Annotated in this window: 15 protein-coding genes; 6 read left to right on the plus strand and 9 right to left on the minus strand. The window is 68.5% G+C overall.

What is annotated here, in order from left to right:
• The first annotated feature begins 15 nt into the window (after nucleotides 1-15).
• The gene (locus ACZ50N_RS24650; RefSeq protein WP_464474020.1) at nucleotides 16-1,200 is read left to right on the plus strand and encodes a PucR family transcriptional regulator; all 1,185 of its coding nucleotides are present in this window, start codon (nucleotides 16-18) and stop codon (nucleotides 1,198-1,200) included.
• Here ACZ50N_RS24650 and ligD read toward each other — a convergent pair.
• From ligD to ACZ50N_RS24675, 5 genes are read right to left on the minus strand one after another with little or no spacing between them, the layout of a single operon-like run.
• Nucleotides 1,193-2,239: a non-homologous end-joining DNA ligase gene (gene ligD / locus ACZ50N_RS24655; protein WP_046362934.1), complete on the minus strand. Its 1,047-nt coding sequence runs from the start codon at nucleotides 2,237-2,239 to the stop codon at nucleotides 1,193-1,195. The genes ACZ50N_RS24650 and ligD overlap by 8 nt on opposite strands.
• Nucleotides 2,239-3,309, minus strand: coding sequence for an ATP-dependent DNA ligase (locus tag ACZ50N_RS24660; protein WP_464475704.1), 1,071 nt, complete (start codon nucleotides 3,307-3,309; stop codon nucleotides 2,239-2,241). The genes ligD and ACZ50N_RS24660 overlap by 1 nt, the downstream gene beginning before the upstream one ends.
• A gap of 39 nt (nucleotides 3,310-3,348) precedes the next feature.
• On the minus strand, nucleotides 3,349-3,669 hold the full coding sequence (locus ACZ50N_RS24665; RefSeq protein WP_073684071.1) for a hypothetical protein: 321 nt from the start codon (nucleotides 3,667-3,669) through the stop codon (nucleotides 3,349-3,351).
• Between the two features lie 15 nt (nucleotides 3,670-3,684).
• Nucleotides 3,685-4,455 (minus strand): Fic family protein, encoded by a 771-nt coding sequence (locus ACZ50N_RS24670; protein WP_464474021.1) that lies wholly within the window; start codon nucleotides 4,453-4,455, stop codon nucleotides 3,685-3,687.
• A 5-nt stretch (nucleotides 4,456-4,460) separates the two neighbouring features.
• Nucleotides 4,461-5,465, minus strand: coding sequence for a putative nucleotidyltransferase substrate binding domain-containing protein (locus tag ACZ50N_RS24675; protein ID WP_464474022.1), 1,005 nt, complete (start codon nucleotides 5,463-5,465; stop codon nucleotides 4,461-4,463).
• A gap of 121 nt (nucleotides 5,466-5,586) precedes the next feature.
• On the opposite strand from ACZ50N_RS24675, the gene ACZ50N_RS24680 reads away from it, so the two are divergent.
• The 3 genes from ACZ50N_RS24680 to ACZ50N_RS24690 all read left to right on the plus strand — a co-directional run bounded on the left by ACZ50N_RS24680 (nucleotide 5,587) and on the right by ACZ50N_RS24690 (nucleotide 9,278).
• Nucleotides 5,587-7,119: an amino acid permease gene (locus tag ACZ50N_RS24680; RefSeq protein WP_464474023.1), complete on the plus strand. Its 1,533-nt coding sequence runs from the start codon at nucleotides 5,587-5,589 to the stop codon at nucleotides 7,117-7,119.
• A 30-nt stretch (nucleotides 7,120-7,149) separates the two neighbouring features.
• Nucleotides 7,150-8,220, plus strand: coding sequence for an ATP-dependent DNA ligase (locus ACZ50N_RS24685; protein ID WP_277243150.1), 1,071 nt, complete (start codon nucleotides 7,150-7,152; stop codon nucleotides 8,218-8,220).
• Between the two features lie 185 nt (nucleotides 8,221-8,405).
• Nucleotides 8,406-9,278, plus strand: coding sequence for an LLM class F420-dependent oxidoreductase (locus ACZ50N_RS24690; protein ID WP_133414800.1), 873 nt, complete (start codon nucleotides 8,406-8,408; stop codon nucleotides 9,276-9,278).
• Here ACZ50N_RS24690 and ACZ50N_RS24695 read toward each other — a convergent pair.
• Genes ACZ50N_RS24695 through ACZ50N_RS24710 form a run of 4 tightly spaced genes read right to left on the minus strand, consistent with a single transcriptional unit; the run spans nucleotide 9,256 to nucleotide 15,104 of the window.
• The gene (locus ACZ50N_RS24695) at nucleotides 9,256-10,989 is read right to left on the minus strand and encodes a diol dehydratase reactivase ATPase-like domain-containing protein (RefSeq protein WP_133414799.1); all 1,734 of its coding nucleotides are present in this window, start codon (nucleotides 10,987-10,989) and stop codon (nucleotides 9,256-9,258) included. The genes ACZ50N_RS24690 and ACZ50N_RS24695 overlap by 23 nt on opposite strands.
• On the minus strand, nucleotides 10,986-11,315 hold the full coding sequence (locus ACZ50N_RS24700; RefSeq protein ID WP_046362943.1) for a diol dehydratase small subunit: 330 nt from the start codon (nucleotides 11,313-11,315) through the stop codon (nucleotides 10,986-10,988). Before ACZ50N_RS24700 ends, ACZ50N_RS24695 begins: the two co-directional genes overlap by 4 nt.
• Nucleotides 11,312-13,552: a propanediol/glycerol family dehydratase large subunit gene (locus ACZ50N_RS24705; protein WP_133414798.1), complete on the minus strand. Its 2,241-nt coding sequence runs from the start codon at nucleotides 13,550-13,552 to the stop codon at nucleotides 11,312-11,314. Before ACZ50N_RS24705 ends, ACZ50N_RS24700 begins: the two co-directional genes overlap by 4 nt.
• 22 nt (nucleotides 13,553-13,574) lie before the next feature.
• Complete coding sequence (locus tag ACZ50N_RS24710) at nucleotides 13,575-15,104, minus strand: APC family permease (protein ID WP_082163985.1); 1,530 nt, start codon at nucleotides 15,102-15,104, stop codon at nucleotides 13,575-13,577.
• Between the two features lie 189 nt (nucleotides 15,105-15,293).
• Here ACZ50N_RS24710 and ACZ50N_RS24715 point away from each other — a divergent pair, with 189 nt between their 5' ends.
• A complete protein-coding gene (locus tag ACZ50N_RS24715) occupies nucleotides 15,294-16,574 on the plus strand; it encodes a class-III pyridoxal-phosphate-dependent aminotransferase (protein ID WP_048422534.1) in 1,281 nt (426 codons plus the stop codon).
• Nucleotides 16,574-18,121 (plus strand): aldehyde dehydrogenase family protein, encoded by a 1,548-nt coding sequence (locus ACZ50N_RS24720; RefSeq protein WP_464474024.1) that lies wholly within the window; start codon nucleotides 16,574-16,576, stop codon nucleotides 18,119-18,121. Before ACZ50N_RS24715 ends, ACZ50N_RS24720 begins: the two co-directional genes overlap by 1 nt.

The raw sequence follows: 18,121 nt of genomic DNA on the forward strand, positions 1-18,121 counted from the left end.
CGTACAGTCGTGCCCATGTCCGAGTCGCAGACCGCGGGAACGCGCATCGTCGGACTGCCGCCGCACACGCTGGACGCCATGCGGGCGGGGTTGCCGGACCTCATCGACCGCATGGTGCTGGCAGTGATCGCCGAGGTACCCGCACTCGCCGCGGCCGCCGAGGAATCCTGGCGGCCCGTCATCGATGCGTCGGCCGACCAGCTGTTGGGCGCCCTCCTCGACCAGTTGCACGCATCGACGGAACCGCTGACGGCCGTGCCGATGCAGGAGGTGTTGGACACCGCCTACCGCTTCGGCCGGCGTGAGGCCCGCAACGGCCGACCCACCGAGGTGCAACTGGCGGCCTACCGAGTGGGTGCACGCGAACTGTGGCGGGACTGGAGTTCCCTGGCCGTGCGCGACGGCATCGACCGGGACCAGATCAGCGCGTTCGCCGAGATGTTCTTCGCCTACCTGGACCAGATCTCGGCGGCCGGGGTGGCCGGCTACGCCGAGGAGCAGGCCAAGTCAGGGCTCGACCGCGAGCGGCAGCGGGAGCGCTTGGTACGCCTCGTATTGACCGGCGCGCCTACCGAGGATCTGGAACGCGCCGCGGCCGAGGCGAATTGGCTTGCCCCCCGCACCCTCACCGCGGTGGTGCTGCCGAGCCAGCGGCACACCGCGATCGTCGCCGATCCGCGCACGCTCAACGTGCCCGAGGACGCCATCGAGGTCGCCGCGGGGCAGCGCGTCGTCCTGGTCTGCGATGTCGGCGGCATGGCCCGCCCACCGTTCCTCGCGTCGTTGGCGGCCACGAATGCCGTTGTCGGGCCTGCGTTGTCGTGGCAGGCCGCGCGGTCGTCGGTCCGGCGAGCGGTGCGGGCCGCGGCGCTGCGCGGACCGAACGCCGTCGATGTTCTCGACACCGACGAGTTCCTCCCGGAATTGGTCGTCGGTGCCGACGCCGACGCGCTCGCGGATCTGCGTGACCGGGTGCTGGCGCCGTTGGCGGGGCTGCCCGATCGAACCCGGGATCGGCTCGTCGAGACGCTGCGGTCCTGGTTGCTGCATCACGGCCGCCGCGATGACGTGGCAGCCGACCTGTTCGTCTCGCCGTCGACGATCCGGTATCGGCTGCGGCAGCTACGCGACGCCTACGGGGAGCGCCTCCAGGATCCGCGGTGGATCGCCGAACTCACCGTCGCCCTTGCGGTTACGTGACCGGGTTTCCCTCGTCGTCCCAGTGCGCCGCGACCTTCTTGCTCGGCTGCACGCGGGGTGGTTCGCCCGGCATCTTCGGGTAACTCGGCGGGTACGGCAGATCGCCCAGGCCGCGTTCCTCGTCGGCGGCCACCATCTCCAGCAGCGTGTCGATGCGCTGTGCCACGGTGTCGATGTCGGCCCACGGATCAGGCCGGCCGGCAACGAAATCGGGCACGGTGCGCATCGTGTAGTCGTCGGGATCGGCGGTGCGCAGCTCGTCCCACGTCAACGGTGTCGACACCGTGGCGATGGGCGTCTTGCGCACCGAGTACGCCGAGGCGAACGTGCGGTCGCGGGCGTTCTGGTTGTAGTCGATGAACAGCCGCTCACCTCGCTCCTCCTTCCACCACGACGTCGTCACCGCATCGGGCGCGCGCCGCTCCACCTCGCGAGCCAGCGCGATCCCGGCCCGGCGCACCGCGATGAAGTCCCATTCGGTCGCGATCCGCAGGAACACGTGCACGCCGCGCCCGCCTGAGGTTTTCGGGTAGCCCACCAATCCGAGCTCGTCGAGTAGCGGCTTGAGCACATCGACCGCCACGGCGCGCGCCTCGGCGAAGCCGGTGCCCGGCTGCGGATCCAGGTCGATGCGCAGCTCGTCGGGATGTTCGGTGTCGGGGCATCGCACCTGCCATGGGTGCAGCGTCACCGAACCCATCTGCGCGGCCCATGCGATGGCCGACGGGTGGGTGATCTTCAGCGCGTCGGCGGTGCGGCCGGACGGGAAGGTGACCGTACAGGTCTCGAGGTAGTCGGGATGCTTCTGCGGCACCCGTTTCTGATAGATCTCCTCACCGTCGATGCCGTCGGGGAAGCGCTGCAGGTGCACCGGGCGATCCCGCAGCAACGTGACCATCCGGTCGGCCACCGACAGGTAGTACTCGACCAGCTTGCCCTTGGTGCCGTCGGCGCCCAGCTGCGGGAAGTACGGCTTGTCCGGGTTGGTCAGCCGGACCTTCACCCCGTCGACGTCGATTTCGGTTGCGGGACTGGGCATCAATTCCCCTCCCCCGTCGCTTCGCTCGCCCCGGAGGACTCCAAGACGTCGTAGAGGTCGTATGTCGCCGGCACGTCGAGTTGGTCGAACGTGCAGCTGGCCGGGTCGCGGTCGGGCCGCCAGCGGCGGAAGGTCACGGCATGGCGGAACCGGTCGCCTTCCATCTGGTCGTAGGCGACCTCGCAGACCCGCTCGGGCCGCACCGGGATCCAGCGCTTGTCCGCCGCCGAGTTCCACCGACTCGGCTCCCCGTCCCGGACGTCGTCGCCGATGCGCAGCGGCTCGAGGTCGGCCAGCAGCGACAGCCGCGCCTTCGCGGTGAACGACGCGGCGCCACCGACCATCTGCAGCTCCCCGTCGTCGCGGTAGAGGCCCAGCAGTATCGAGCCGATTCCTTCGCCGCTCTTGTGAATTCGATAGCCGATCGCCACGCAGTCCGCATCGCGGGCGTGTTTGACCTTCACCATGTCGCGCTTACCCGGCAGGTAGACGCCGTCGAGGCGCTTGGCGATCACCCCGTCCAGCCCGGCGCCCTCGAAGTCCTGCAGCCAGCGGGTGCCCAGCTCGGGGTCCTCGGTCGTGCGGGTGACGTGACACCACTGCTTTTCGTCGACCGCATCGATCAGGGCTTCTCGCCGGGTCCGGAACGGTTCTTTCAGCAGGGAGGTGTCGCCGACGGCGAGGGCGTCGAACCCGATGAAATGCGCCGGTGTCTGCTCCGACAGCATCCGGACGCGCGATTCGGCGGGATGGATCCGCTGGCTCAGCGACTCCCAGTCCAACCTCACGCGGCCGCCGACGTCGCGCGGCACCACGATCTCTCCGTCCAGCACGCAACGCGGCGCGAGCTCGTCGCGCACGGCATCGAGAACCTCAGGGAAGTAGCGGGCCAGGTCCTTACCGCTGCGCGAGAGCAGCACCACCTCGTCGCCGTCACGGAACACCAACGCCCGGAACCCGTCCCACTTGGGCTCATACGACCACACGCCTGCCTCAGCAGGAACCGCCTTCTGCGCCCTGGCCAGCATCGGCTCCAGCGGCGGCATCACGGGCAGGTCCATGGCATCCATAGTCACGTAGACCCGAGTACCCAGACAATCTCATCGCGCTCAGTTCCCGACACCGACCCCGATGCCGCCCAGACCACCCTCGATCCACACGCCGCCGTCGTCGTGATCGTTGGGGCACGACACGTCGACGTAGACCGTCGTGAACGTCTCCGGCGGCGGGCCCGTCAGATCCGGATTGTGCACACCCAGCGAACGGCACTCCGACAACGGACGACTGCTGATGCCGCTCACCCAGTTGATCGCGACGTCGTAGCCCTGATCCTTGAGTTCGTCGATGACGGCTGCCGCCGAGCTCGGTTCAGCCGCGCAGGGGGCCGCGAGCAGCACGGCCAGCGGCACGCACACGGCGTATCGGATCATGCCTCCATCATGCGCTCAGTGCACGGCCCTATTCAGCAGATAGAGGAACGGCCGGTGGCTCGCCCGGCCGTCGCGGCGCAGCGGCATGCTGTCGATCGCCGCGGCATACCAGTCGGCGCGCTCGATTCCGGCGAAGTCGAGGCGGCGGCCACAGCGCGCCGCGATGCCGATCAGAAGGAGCGCACCGGTGCGTCCGTTTCCCTCCCGGAACGGGTGAATCTGGTTGTAGACGGCATAGATTCGCGCGAGTTCGTAGGCCAGCCGCGCGGGGTCGAGGTCTTCGCCCGCCAGCTGCCGCGCCCGGTCGTGTACCGCGGCCATCGCGTCGTCGATCATCGAGACCGAGCCGAAAGAGTGCTTGCCGCGGCGCAATTCGACGGTCCGGTAGTGACCCGCCCAGGCATACGCCCCGCCGAACAGGTGCCGGTGGATGTCGCGGACGTCGAGCGGTTGGTCGGGTGGCTGACGGCACAGCCACTCCGCCATGCGCGCTGCGGACGTCATGTACTCCAGGTCGGCGAGCGCCTCGGCGGTGGTCACTCCGAACTCGTTGCGCAGCAACGTTGTTCCGGGCAGCAGGTAGGGTGCGGGCCGCCCCAGCCGCAGTCGCCGGCGCTGCGGGACCGGCGGGGGGTGCCGGTCCCGGTAGGCGGCCAGGTGGTCGTCGCAGTCGAGTTCTCCCCGCACGATCGCAGCCAGCGCGTCGAAGTGCTCGGGCTCGGGGCGCCATCCCTCGATACGATGCACGGCCACCGTCGTCGCGACGACGTGCTCCTCGGTACCCATCGGCGCTACTGGTCGGCGAACGCCGAGATCGACGACAGGTAAGCGAGTGTGCGCATCACCCCGGACACGTCCCGGGCGACGCCGCGCAACGCGGCGCGGTCCTGCGGGGACAGTTGCCCGAGCGTGACGACGTCCCCACCGGCCCGGCCAGCCTGCAGGTTCGCCACGCGCCCCTGCCACCGGAACCGCGTCAACCACTGGTGACACTCGTGCAGCGGCGCGGCGTCGTCGCCGTCCAGTACCCCGGCGGCGGCGCCGTCGTCGAGCCGCTGTCCTGTGGCCAGCGCGGTCGAGCCGCCCGACAGCGCGGCCCAGCGCGCGATCTTGACCACGGGATCGAGCACGGCGCGTTTGACGTCGACGGAGTCACCTGCGCTGACGAACACCTTCAGCCGCGACGGCACCGTGGCCCGCACCGCGGTGGCGTCCTGCACCATCGCCTGGCGCACCGCGTAGTGCCGGCGTGCCGCCGCGTTCGCCGCCACCCGCAGCGTGTCCTCGGCGCCGGCCAGTCCGGACGCGTCGGCCATCAAACCGGTCATCACCACGCCCCGGTCCCGCTCGGGCTCGCTCGCCCAGCGCTCGATCCCCTCGTCCCAGCTGCGCCGCCGACGGCAGAACCTCGGCCGACTGGCCAGCACGCCGTTGGCGTCGCCACCGATCCCGCAGCGCTCCAACAGCGCGTGCACCTGCGCCGCGCGCGTGAGCAGGTCGGCCTTCTCGTCGTCACCGATCCCGTCGCCGAGCATCACCATCGTCTCGACGTCGGACCCCGGCACAGCCTCTCCTCGGGCCACGCTCCCCGACACGAACCACGTCCAGTCCGCCGGTTCCACCAGGCGCACCGCGGCTGCCACGGCGCGACGCAGCACCGCCGACCACGCCGCCGACTGTTCGGGCCGGCGGGTCAGGCCCGCCACCGCGCGGTCGATCTCGGCACGCAGGCCTGCCTCGTCGACGCACGTGTCGAGCGCGGCGACGGTCTGCGCGAGATCATGACCGGGCGGCATGGAGTCGATTGTGACGTGTCCAGGCTCCGGTCACACAGCCGTGACACAACCGAAACGGCCAGCACACGATCGCTTTGTACATTTCTGTCGCACGACAGGAATGTCTCATGTCAGGAGCGCCATGACCGCCGGCTTCGACCCCGCCATCTCCTCCGCGGAGGATGCCTCCACGCTCGAGGAACTCGGCTACACCCAGGAATTGCACCGCGGCGTCGGCGGCTACGCATCTTTTGCGGCCGGCTTCTCGTTCGTGTCGATCCTGACCACCGTGTTCGCCTTCTTCCCGCTCGGTTTCGCGCTCGGCGGGCCGGCGTTCTTCTTCACCTGGCCCATCGTGTTCGTCTGCCAGTTCTGCGTATGCCTCGTGTTCGCCGAGCTGTCGGGCAAGTTCCCGGTCGCCGGCGCCATCTACCAGTGGTCCCGGCGGCTGGCCGGCAACGCGATCGGCTGGTTCGCCGGCTGGTTCATGCTGATCGGCTACATCGTGTCGATCGCAGCCCTGGCGATCGCGATGCAGACGGTGCTGCCACCGATCTGGAGCGGATTCCAGCTGGTCGGTGAGGACATGGATCCGCTGTCGGTGGACGGCGCGACCAACGGCATCATCCTGGGCGCGGTCACGATCGTGCTCTGCACGATCATCAGCGCCGCGGGCGTGCGCTTCATGGCCCGCATCACCGTCACCGGGGTGACGCTGGAGATCATCGGCGTCATCCTCATCATCGGCGCGATGTTCCTGACCGCCGAGCGCAGCCCGGTGCAGGCCGTCGCCGACACCGGCGGCCACGGCAGCGGCGTGCAGTACCTGCCGGCGTTCCTCGCCTCGATGCTGATGGCCGCCTACGTGATGTACGGCTTCGACAGTGCCGCAGAGCTTTCCGAGGAAACCCGCGACCCGCGGCGAACCGCGCCGAAGGCCATCGTCACCGCGCTGCTCGTCTCCTTCGTCGGCGGCGGACTGATGATCCTGGCCGCGCTGATGTCGGCGCCCGAGCTCGGCGACGATCTCGCCCACGGCGGCATGGCCTGGGTGATCGAGAGCCAGCTCGACACGTGGCTCGGCAAGACGCTGCTGGGTCTGGTCGCCGTCGCGATCTTCTCCGCAACGCTGGCGATCCAGGCGTCGGCGTCGCGGGTGATGTTCTCGATGGCCCGGGACAACCGGCTGCCGTTCGGCACGTTCCTCGCGAAGGTCAACAAGAGGACGGGGACCCCGGTCATCACCGGCATCTCGGTCAGCCTGCTGGCGATCCTGGTCCTTCTGGTCAACCTCGGTCAGGCCAGCGTGTTCGCCGCGATCGCGTCGGTGTCCGTGGTGATCGTCTACCTCGCCTACCTGATGGTGACGGTGCCGGCTCTGATGCACCGGCTGCGCGGGACCAGCCTCTCGCACGGGAAGCCGATCATGGACCTGGGCCGCTGGGGCATCCCCGTGAACCTGATCGCGGTCGTGATGGGTGCCCTGCTGGTGGTCAACATCGGCTGGCCGCGCCAAGAGGTCTACAACCCTGCCGGGGATTCGCTGTTCCTGCAGTACTTCGCGCTGATCTTCGTGGTTCTCACCCTCGTCGTCGGTTTTGTGGCCTACCGGGTGGTCAAGGATCGCGACGGCGCACCCGACCCGGTCGACGCACTGGTGGGGCGCAAGAAGTAGCGCCTCCGGCGAATCGGCCACACTGGGCGGGTGCAGCTGCCCGTGAAGCCGCCCGTTTCGCCGATGCTGGCGAAGTCGGTCACCGAGATCCCACCCGGTGCGTGGTACGAGCCGAAGTGGGACGGGTTCCGCTCGATCCTGTTCCGCGACGGCGACGACGTCGAACTCGGCAGCCGGAACGAACGGCCGATGACGCGCTACTTCCCCGAGATCGCCGACGCGGCGCGGGTCGAGCTGCCGCCACGCTGCGTGGTCGACGGTGAGATCGTCATCGCCACCGGCGACGGCCTGGATTTCGAGGCGCTGCAATTGCGCCTGCACCCTGCCGCGTCGCGGGTGCGGATGCTGGCCGCACAGACACCCGCGGCGTTCATCGCGTTCGATCTGCTGGCGCTCGGTGACGAGGACCTGACGGGGCGACCGTTCTCTTTTCGGAGGGCCGCACTCGTCGAGGCGCTCGCCGGGTCGGGGCCGGTCTTTCACGTGACACCGGCGACCACGGACCTGGACACCGCCCGCGGCTGGTTCTCGGCGTTCGAGGGGGCCGGGCTCGACGGTGTGATCGCGAAACCGCCCGAGGTGACCTACCAGCCCGACAAGCGCGTGATGTTCAAGATCAAGCACCAGCGCACCGCCGACTGCGTGGTCGCCGGGTACCGGCTGCACAAGTCGGGGCCGGACGCGATCGGCTCCCTGCTGCTGGGCCTGTACGCGGCCGACGGATCGCTGGCGTCGGTCGGCGTCATCGGTGCGTTCCCGATGGCGCGACGGCGCGCGCTGTTCGACGAATTGCAGCCGCTGGTGACGACTTTCGAGGAGCATCCGTGGAACTGGGCGGCCCACGTCGACCCGGATGTGGTGCGCCGCCACGGCGGCGGCTCACGATGGAACGCGGGCAAGGACCTGTCCTTCGTGCCGCTGCGTCCCGAGCGCGTCGTCGAGGTGCGCTACGAACACATGGAGGGGACCCGATTTCGACACATGGCGCAGTTCAACCGGTGGCGGCCCGACCGTGAGCCCCACTCGTGCACGTTCGACCAGATCGACCGGCCGGTGAGTTTCCGCCTCGACGACATCGTGCCCGGCCTTGGCGAAACCTGACCGTTCTTTCCGCGTGGGGCCCCCACGAAGTAGGGGACAGACGCGAACTCGAGTGTTCTGGCGGCGTGTCGCGCGAGTTCATGTCTTCTCGCGGGGGCGGGTCGACGCCACGTGGCCGTCCTGGGAGGCACAGTCAAGTTGCTGCCAAGCGGAATGCACGCCCCGGATAGCGACTTGAAGCAGACATGGACCTAGGACTCAGCATTCCGATCCTCGACATCGACGGCGGCACCACAGCCATCGGACCCGAACTCGCCCGCGCCGGCGCAGCGGCAGAGAACGCCGGCGCGACCTCCCTGTGGTTCATGGACCACTACTTCCAGATCGAGCCGACCGGCCTCCCCGCCGAAGCCAACATGCTCGAGGGCTACACGCTGCTCGGCTACCTCGCCGGCCAGACATCGCGAATCAGTCTCGGATTGCTGGTCACCGGCGTCACCTACCGCCACCCGGGACTGCTCGCCAAGACGGTGACGACCGTCGACGTGTTGTCGGGCGGCCGCGCGGTGTTGGGCATCGGCGCGGCGTGGTTCGAGCGCGAGCACCTCGGCCTCGGTGTGCCGTACCCGCCGCTGGCCGAGCGCTTCGAGCGGCTCGAAGAGACGATCCAGATCTGCAACCAGATGTGGGACCCGAACAACAACGGCGAGTACCGCGGCAAGCACTACCACCTGCAGGAAACGCTGTGTAATCCGCAGCCGATCAACAAGCCCAAGGTGCTCATCGGCGGCAGCGGCGAGCGCAAGACTCTGCGGTTGGTGGCCAAGTACGGCGATGCGTGCAACCTGTTCGGCACCTCGCCCGACGAGGTCGCGCACAAATTGCGAGTGCTGCGCGGGCATTGCGACGATGTGGGCAGCGACTACGACGCGATCCGCAAGACCATCATGATCAACGACCTGAGCCCGGCCCCGGAGACCCGCGACGAATTCGTCAGAGCCGCCGCCGAGTATGCCGAGCTCGGCATCGACGAGGTGATCGTGTTTCCGCCCACCGGTTCTCCGGCGGCGTGGATCGACAGCATCGCCCCGGCGGTCAAGGCACTCGCCGAGATCTAGCCCCCGCGTGGGGCCCACCGGCGAAAAGGGCGACCAGGCCGCGGGCGACGGCGAAGCGTGGTCCGTGCACGCCGTCGATATGGGCGCGGCCCACCACGACACGGGCGGGCCGTAGCGCCTCGGCGACCGTGCGCATCAGCTCGTCATCGAGCGCACCGCCACCGGCCAGCACCAGGGCCCTCGGCGGCTCGTCGAACGCCGTCAGACACCGCGCGATGTTCGCCGCCACGGTCTCCTGCTTGACCGCCAACCGCAGACTGCGCCATTCCTCGGCGGCCAGGCGATTGGAGAAGGGCACCAACCCTGCGCTGCCCCGGGTGCACAACCGGCCGATCGCATCCGACGAAGCAGGGGCGTCGAGGAACACGCGCCGGCCGTCCTCCTCGTGCGCGACGTGCGGACCCTCGACGCGAATCGCGGGCGTGCGCTTGACCGTCTCGGCGAGTGCCTGGGGGATGCCGAGCACCTGCGCGATCGCCACGGTGATCGACTCCCCCGCACCAGCTGCCACCACCGTCGCCTCGGCTCCGATGAGATCGACTGTGCCGCCGCCGATGTCGCACACCATCGCGTCCGGCGGAAAGCCCGGCGTGGTGCGCGCCCCCCAGGCCGCCGCCTCGGGTTCCGAAGCCAGCGTGCGGGCGGGCCTGCCGGTCAGCTCGCTCAACCGCGCGGCGGCGTCGGCGGCTTCCTCGGCGGCCAACAGCGCGACGACCGTCCCGTGCGCGTCGACGACGCCGCGCCGCAGCCACGCCCCGTTGTCGATCGTCGCGAGATCGGTGAAGAACGCATCGTGTACCGCGAGGCTGTCTGCGGCTGACGGAACCGACTGCAGGCGAACACGTTTCACCGATCCGGGCACGGAGCGACGCAGCACGGCGTGCGCCTGCGCGGGCGTGTAGCGCACTGTAGCGCCGTCGACGTGGATCTCCACGTAGTCGTCGTCTGCCGCGGGCGGTGGTACCGCCTCCGTCCGTGCGGTGACCGCGATGGCCGCCGCATCGGCCAGTTCCCGACAGAATTCGGCGACCTCGGGCAGAGACGTCGACGGCAGATCCAGGGCGGCCGACAACGCGATCGGATCGGCCATCGCCCGGTAGGCACGACCCTGCTCGACCACCTCGACGGCGACCAGTGCGCCGGGCGCGAGCCCGGCGACGTCGCACTCGTCGACGACCGGCACGTCGATCGGAATGCGGTTGCGAATCAGTACGGCGTCGTCCTGCTCGGCCACCACCCCGACGACCCGCCATCCGCGGGCGACCGCCGCATCGATCTCGCGCGCGGCATCCTCGAAATCGGTGACCGCGTCGACGGACACGACCACCGGCCCGTCCACCGACGATGAACTCAGATCCGCGAGCCGAACATGCTGCCCCACTGCATGTCCCGCACCCGCCGGAGTACTGGCATCCGGACGGCGCAGGCTGCGCACCGGCGCCGCCGGTGAGTACGCCGGCGGGATCGGCGCGGTCGCCGTGTCCACCGGCCGCAGTGCGGAGAGCAGCAACTCGTCAGCGTCGACCCCGGCCTCGACCTCGAGCCTGTGCAGCAGAGCGGCCGCACCCTGCAGCGAATCATGGCCACCCTTGCGGCCACGGGTGGGTGCCTGCCCGTGCGAGACCGTGGTGACGGTCCCACCGTCCACCGTGGCCAGCACGATCTCGGTGGTGTGGTTGCCGATGTCGATCCCGGCGACCGTGCGGATCAACGCAGCAAGCCGCGACGGGCGTAGGCGGCTGCCGCCTGCTCGACCAGCGCGGCGCAGCGCGGCGCACCGCGGTCGATCAGCGAGGTGCGCAACTGCTCCAGTTCCTCGGCCGTCGAGCGGTGCGGACGCAGCGCCTCGTAGAGCCCCATCACGTCTTCGTCATCGATGGTCGCCAATTCTGCTGCCCGCAGGAAGTTCTCGGCCAGTTGCGGGTTCCCGCCCTGCTCCGCCACCGCGGCCTGGTGAGCCAGCGCGGCGGGATCCATGCGCAGATCGCCAAGCCCCAGCTTCCCGTCGACGGCGTTCTCCACGGTGATCTCGCTCATGGTCGCTCCACCTTCACCGTGACAGGGGCTGTCCCTGGTTCGCACGCCTGACGTTCCAGCGCGACCAGAGCCACCGCCCTCGCGTGATAGCGCGCAGAAATGGATTCGTCGGTGCCACCGGTGAAGATCGGCACCGGCGCCATCCCCTTCGCGTGCCGGGCGGCGTTGCGGCCCAGCTCGCGGTACATCTTCGCGGTCAGCAGGGGCGCCACGCTGAACAGTTCGAGGTTGGCCAACGGCGCCAGGTCACGCCGGTGGATCAGTGCGGTTCCCTTGCCCTGCAACCCGATTCCGATACCCGATCCAGAAAGCCGGGCCGCGGTCAGTCCGATGAGGCCCACGTCGATGGTGGAACGCACCTGGACTGTGCGCGCCACACAGCCCTCCTCCTCCAGGCCCGCCGCCAGCTGGCGGAGGACCTCGCCGATCGTCAACCCGCACAGGCTCAGCCAGACGCTGCGCCCCCAGGCCGGGGACAGGCCGATGCACACCTCCCGCGGATCGCTGCCCTGCCGGGCCGGCTCGACGTCGACGACGGTGACGTGGCCGTGGTGCTCGTCCTGGTCGGCGGTCAACTCGGCGCTGGTGCGGGCCTGCCGGATCGCATCGATCTCGGCACGTCGCGCGTCGGTGAGCGCGTATCCCGTTGCCGGACCGGTGTAGTCGTTGGGATCGGTGAGCTTGGACAGCACGCCGAACTGCTCGTCGAAGATCGCGGAGGTCTGCAGCTGGTCACCCTTGAGGCGTTCGCGGGTCAGCGTCGTGATCGCCTCCGCCTCGTCGGTGAAGCCGGTGCGGTGCAGCGAGGCGATGACGTCGAACACGGTCAGCTGCTTGGCCTCGATCGACGCGGCGGCTTCGGCCACCATCTTGGGGTGTCCGGGGGGCAGATCGCGGGACCCGTTGGCGGCCACCACCTGGTCCACACGGGCGTCGTCGTAGTCGGCGAGGCCGAGGTCGCGATAGACCGCCTGCACGGCTGTGGCAGCCCGCCGGCGCACCGCTTCGAGGCGCTCGGGGGTGACGGTGCGCAGCCCACCGTCGGCGCCCCAGTCACGCTGCAGCACCAGGAAGTCGTCCATGTCGTCGGAGTTGAAGTTCGACAGCGCAAACGCGTTGTCGTAGCGCGGAATCGACCCGAACCCGGAGAAGATGAAGTCCGCGCCCGCGAGCAGCACCGGCAGTGTGTGCGCACTGCGGCGGATGTCGGACTCGGAGATCAGGTTGTCGTTGCCCGCGCACGACTCCAGGTCGCGCATCATCACCATCAGGTTCTCGGCGAGCAGTTCCTTCATCCCCTCGGGGACCGAGGCGACCACACCGACGCCGTCGATGCCACCGTTCTGCACGCCTTGAGACCCGAGCGCACGAGCCAGCGACACGCAGCGCGACTCCAGGTAGAGGATCGAGCACTGCTCGGCCGCACCCATCAGGACCTCGGCGCCACCGCCACTGGTGACCCGCATCTTCAGGCCACGTGACGCGTACGCCGAGGTGAGAATGGCCTTGCTGAACGGGGTGTCGTCGCCGTCGACGAACACCTGCTCGGTGCCGTAGATCGAGATGGTCTCCGCATAGCTGGTCAGCCCACGCAGACCCAGCCGCAATTCCAGTGCCTCTTCGATCGAGCACTGCGCCATCGCGCCGGGCGTGCCGACCTGGGAACCGATCAGCAACGCCACCGCATTCGAGGGAGCGTCGCCGAGCACCGGCACCGTGGTCTCGACCTCCCGGAACCCGTAGGCGACGGCGCTGGCGGCGTCGGCGGCGATCAGCAGCGGGTCGTCGAGCTGGTTGGTGACGTGCGCCTGATTGCTCGGGGTCCGGCGGGCGCGCATCTTGGCCATCGCCATCTGCATCTCGACCGGGGACATCAGCGCGATCACCCGGGCCAGCTTGGCCGGGGTGGTGCCGCCGATCAGCCGCACCACCTCGGCGCGGGGGACGTTGACGTCCACCGCCATCCGGGCCAGCGTCACGTCGTCGAGGGCCATCGCCTCCTCGGCGACCGCGAGGTCGATGCCGTAGCGGGCGATGAACTCGTCGATCACGTCGAACTCGCCGGCGCCTTTGCCATCGAGCTCGACAACCTCCCCGTCCCGAATGGTCAGGGACGGGGAGGGGTCATGGGGGCTGCGCATCGCGGCCAGGCCGAGCCGGGGGTCCGGGACGCTGAACCCGTCGAGGTTGACGGGTTTGGTGTTCAGTACCCGGAACCGGCCCAACTCGTCTGCCACGCTAGCCACCTTTGTTACGAAACTAGTCGCGAACTTCGTTGTCCTCGTACACGATCCGACCGATCAGTTCGTACCGATCCTTGTCCGCGTACTTGAAGTACAGCGCCAGTGCTGCCCCGAGCACGAACAGCCCGACCACGATCCATGGTGTCAGCTTGAACAGCAATGTGCCGGATGCGGCGCCGGCGGCTGCGTCTTTGTGCTCCCAGAGCAGGTAGACGACGTACAGCATGCCGATGCCGCCGAGCAGAGGCGCCAGGAACGTCTTGAACCAGTGCGCACTCGACGGATGGTTCTTGTGGAAGTGGAAGTACGCGACGACGGAGAACGCGCACAGTGCCTGCACGATCAGGATCGCCATGGTGCCCAGGATCGCCAGCAGCGTGTACATGTGCACGTAGGGGTCCATGCCCGCGAAGAAGAACGCGAGGATCAACACGAGCGTGATGCCGGTCTGCACGAACGACGCGATGTGCGGCGAGCCGTGGTGGGGATGTGTGGCGCCCAGCGTCTTCTGCAGGCCGGCGTGCAGGCCCTCACGGCTCATCGCGTAGAGGTAGCGCGACGCGCAGTTGTGGAAGGCCATACCGCAGGCGAAGGATCCTGTCACCAGCAGGATGTTGAACAGCGTGATGGCCCATTCGCCATAGGTGCTGCGCACCGGTCCGAAGAAGATCTCCGAGCTGGTGTTGGGGTCCTGGGCGAGCTCGATGGACTGCTGCGGGCCGGTGCCGGCGATCGCCATCCATGACACGAAGACGTAGAAGATGCCGACGCCGAGGACGGCGATCATCGTGGCGCGCGGGATGATTCGCTTGGGATCCTTGGATTCCTCGCCGTACATCGCGGTGGATTCGAAGCCGACCCACGACCAGAACGCGAAGAACAGGCCGAGGCCGGCGCTGGCACCGGCGATCGCGGCGGGCTGGAACGCACCGATGGGGTTGAGGGTCTCGGCGATGGCGAAGCCGTCGGGGCCGCCGCCCTTGATCAGGACGCCGATCGCGCCGAGCGACAACATGACGATCTCGGTGACCAGGAACACCCCGAGCACCTTCGCGGTGAGGTTCACATCGAAGTAGGTCAGGATGCAGTTGAGCGCCAGCATCAGCAGCGCCGGGACCAGCCAGTGCACCTCGATGCCGAATTGACTGGAGAACAGGTTCTTGAAGAAGAACGCGAAGATGCCGATCAGCGAGCCCTCGAACACCACGTAGGCCATCGTGATGATGAGGCCGCTCGCCATGCCGATGACGCGGCCGAGCCCGTGGGAGATGTAGCCGTAGAACGCCCCTGTGGACGTGATGTGCTTGGCCATTGTCGCGTATCCGATCGCGAACAGACCGAGCACGATCGTCGCGACGAGGTAACCGGCCGGGGCGTGGGAGCCGTTGCCGAAGCCGACGGCGATCGGCACGTTGCCGACCATCGCGGTGATCGGCGCCGCCGTCGCGACGGCCATGAAGATCACCCCGATGGTGCCGACAGCATTGCGTTTGAGCTTTTGCACCGAATCGGTTGATGTCTGGCGGGGCACGACATCTTCTGTCATTGAAACGACACCTTCCAGGTGAAGGAGAGACCCATGATGGTCAGCCCCTGTGGCCTAGACCACAGGCAAGCCGAAGGTCATATTGGCACTACCAAATCAACCGCGCAACCCCAAACAGCACCTGTTGACATAAATGGTCCTACCGTTTAGCTTTTGGTCAACCCCCGCGACCTGACGACAGGGAGTTTCGTGTACGACTACGGCACGTTCTCGTTCGAATCCAAGGCACAGGTGCTCGAACGTGCCAAGGAGTACTGGAACCCGGACAAGACGCAGTTCTGGACCGATTCCGGCGTCGACCTGGTGATCGATCGTCGACAGGACTACTTCCTGTGGGACATGAGCGGGCGCCGTCTCATCGACATGCACCTCAACGGCGGCACCTACAACCTCGGTCATCGCAATCCCGAACTGGTGGCGGCCATTTCGGAAGGCATGCAGTACTTCGACGTCGGCAATCACCACTTCCCCTCGGTCGCGCGAACGGCATTGGCACAGAAGCTGATCGAGTCGGCACCCGCCTCGCTGACCAAGGTGGCGTTCGGCTCGGGCGGCGGTGAGGCCATCGACATCGCCCTCAAGAGCGCGCGCCATGCGATGCAGCGCCGCAAGATCGTCTCGATCGTCAAGGCCTACCACGGCCACACCGGGCTGGCGGTCGCCACCGGTGACGACCGGTTCGCCAAACTCTTCCTCGCCGACCGACCTGACGAGTTCGTGCAGGTGCCCTTCGGTGACACCGACGCGATGGAGCAGGCGCTGCGCGGCCGTGACGTCGCGGCAGTGATCATGGAGACGATTCCCGCCACGTACGGATTCCCGTTGCCGCCCATCGGATATCTGGAAGCGGTGAAGGACCTGTGCGTCCGCTACGACGCGCTCTACATCGCCGACGAGGTGCAGACCGGGTTGATGCGGACCGGTGAGATGTGGGCGATCACCAAACACGGCATCGAGCCCGACATCATGGTCACCGGCAAGGGTCTGTCCGGCGGCATGTACCCGATCACCGCCGCACTGCTCAGCGACCGCGCCGCGCAATGGCTCGAGCAGGACGGCTTCGGCCACATCTCCACCTTCGGTGGTGCCGAGCTCGGCTGCGTGGCCGCCCTCAAGACCCTCGAGATCACCAGTCGCCCCGAGGTCCGCTCCTCGGTGCATTACATCGCGGACATCTTCGCCCGCGGTCTGACCCGCATCCAGGCCGACCATCCCGACTGGTTCGTCGGAATCCGGCAGAACGGTGTGGTGATCGGGCTGGAATTCGACCACCCCGAGGGCGCGAAGTTCGTGATGCGTGAGCTCTACCGCGGCGGCGTGTGGGCGATCTTCTCCACCCTCGATCCCCGTGTCCTGCAATTCAAACCGGGCCTTCTGCTCAACCGTGAACTGTGCGAGGACGTGCTCGACCGCGTCGAGGTCGCCGTCGGACGGGCGAAGCTGGCCGCGACCGGACGGAGGAAGCCGTGATGTCGGTAGCGCAGGCAGGTCAGATGCTGGAACGGGCGCGCTTCGCCGCGGCCGCCTACGCCGAGTACGACCAGGCGGCCGTGACCCGCATCGTCGAGGCGGTCGCCGACGCCGGGCACCGCAACGCCGAACGCTTCGCCGCGGCCGCGGTGGCCGAGACGCAGATGGGCGTCGTCGAGCACAAGATCGTCAAGAACCGCGCCTGCTCCCGCGGCATCGTCGACTTCTATCGCGACCAGGACTACGTGACACCGCGCATCGACACGGCCCGCAAGATCGTCGAGATCCCCCGCCCGGCCGGTGTCGTGCTCGCCCTCTGCCCCACCACCAATCCGGTTGCCACGGTGTACTTCAAGGTGATCCTCGCGCTGATGACCCGCAACGCCGTGGTCGTCGCGCCGCATCCGCGGGCCCGCCAATGCTCGGCCGATGCGGCCCGCCTGCTGGCCGAGGCCGCCGTCGCAGCGGGTGCCCCCGACGGCATCGTCGCGGTCATCGACGAGCCGACCCTCCCCCTGATCGAAGCGATGATGAGCGACGAACGCACCGACGTCATCGTCGCCACCGGCGGCACCGGCGTCGTGCGGGCGGCGTACTCCTCGGGTAATCCGGCGCTGGGAGTGGGACCGGGCAACGTGCCCGTCTTCGTCGACGCGACGGCCGACATCGACGCCGCGGCGCGGCGCATCGTCGAGAGCAAGGCGTTCGACAACTCGGTGCTGTGCACCAACGAATCCGTCCTGATCGCCGAGGAGTCGATCACCGGCAAGCTCACCTCGGCGCTCACCCGCCACGGCGCCCACGTCCTCGACGCCGACGCCACCCAGCGCCTGCGCGAGTACATGTTCCCCGACGGGTCGTTGAACACCGAGGTCGTCGGCCGCGACGCCGCCTGGATCGCCGAGCGCATCGGGCTGCGGGTGACGCCGAAGACGAAGGTGCTGATCGCCCCGTTCACCGATCTGATCGGTGAGGAGGTGCTCACCCACGAGAAGTTGAGCCCTGTGCTCGGCATGACCACGGTCGCCGACGCGCCGCGCGGCATCCGCGCAGCCCGCGCGGTGGTCCGCATCGCCGGGGCCGGGCACTCGGCTGCCATCCACAGCGAAAGCGCCTCCGTGATCACGGAATTCGCAGCCAACGTGCCGGTTCTGCGGGTGTCGGTCAACGTCGGGAACAGCACCGGCAGCTCCGGGCTGGAGACCAACCTCGCCCCGTCGATGACGATCGGCACCGGGTTCGTCGGGCGCAGCTCCATCGGGGAGAACCTGCAGCCCGAGAACCTGATGAACTGGACGCGGATCGCCTACAACGCCGACGCCGGCGTGACGATGCCCAGTTTCGCCGGCCTCTCGCCGTGGCGCTCCCCCACCGACGAGGTGCCCGCGTACCCGCGCGCGTCGAACGACACGTCCGGCGCCGCGCCCGCCGCACCGGTGAGCCGCCCGAGCGCTTCCCGTCGCGCCGCCGACCCGGGCATCGAGGCGCTGCGCGCCGAGCTGCGCGCGATGGTGGCCGAAGAACTCGCCCAACTGATCAAGAGGTGA

Source organism: Mycolicibacterium obuense (assembly GCF_055397605.1).

Coding starts and splice junctions, on each gene's coding strand:
- ACZ50N_RS24680 (WP_464474023.1), top strand. CDS start 5,587: ATGACCGCCGGCTTCGACCCCGCCATCTCCTCCGCGGAGGATGCCTCC.
- ACZ50N_RS24660 (WP_464475704.1), bottom strand. CDS start 3,309: ATGGATGCCATGGACCTGCCCGTGATGCCGCCGCTGGAGCCGATGCTG.
- ACZ50N_RS24710 (WP_082163985.1), bottom strand. CDS start 15,104: ATGACAGAAGATGTCGTGCCCCGCCAGACATCAACCGATTCGGTGCAA.
- ACZ50N_RS24665 (WP_073684071.1), bottom strand. CDS start 3,669: ATGATCCGATACGCCGTGTGCGTGCCGCTGGCCGTGCTGCTCGCGGCC.
- ACZ50N_RS24690 (WP_133414800.1), top strand. CDS start 8,406: ATGGACCTAGGACTCAGCATTCCGATCCTCGACATCGACGGCGGCACC.
- ACZ50N_RS24700 (WP_046362943.1), bottom strand. CDS start 11,315: ATGAGCGAGATCACCGTGGAGAACGCCGTCGACGGGAAGCTGGGGCTT.
- ACZ50N_RS24670 (WP_464474021.1), bottom strand. CDS start 4,455: ATGGGTACCGAGGAGCACGTCGTCGCGACGACGGTGGCCGTGCATCGT.
- ACZ50N_RS24675 (WP_464474022.1), bottom strand. CDS start 5,465: ATGCCGCCCGGTCATGATCTCGCGCAGACCGTCGCCGCGCTCGACACG.
- ligD (WP_046362934.1), bottom strand. CDS start 2,239: ATGCCCAGTCCCGCAACCGAAATCGACGTCGACGGGGTGAAGGTCCGG.
- ACZ50N_RS24650 (WP_464474020.1), top strand. CDS start 16: ATGTCCGAGTCGCAGACCGCGGGAACGCGCATCGTCGGACTGCCGCCG.
- ACZ50N_RS24720 (WP_464474024.1), top strand. CDS start 16,574: ATGTCGGTAGCGCAGGCAGGTCAGATGCTGGAACGGGCGCGCTTCGCC.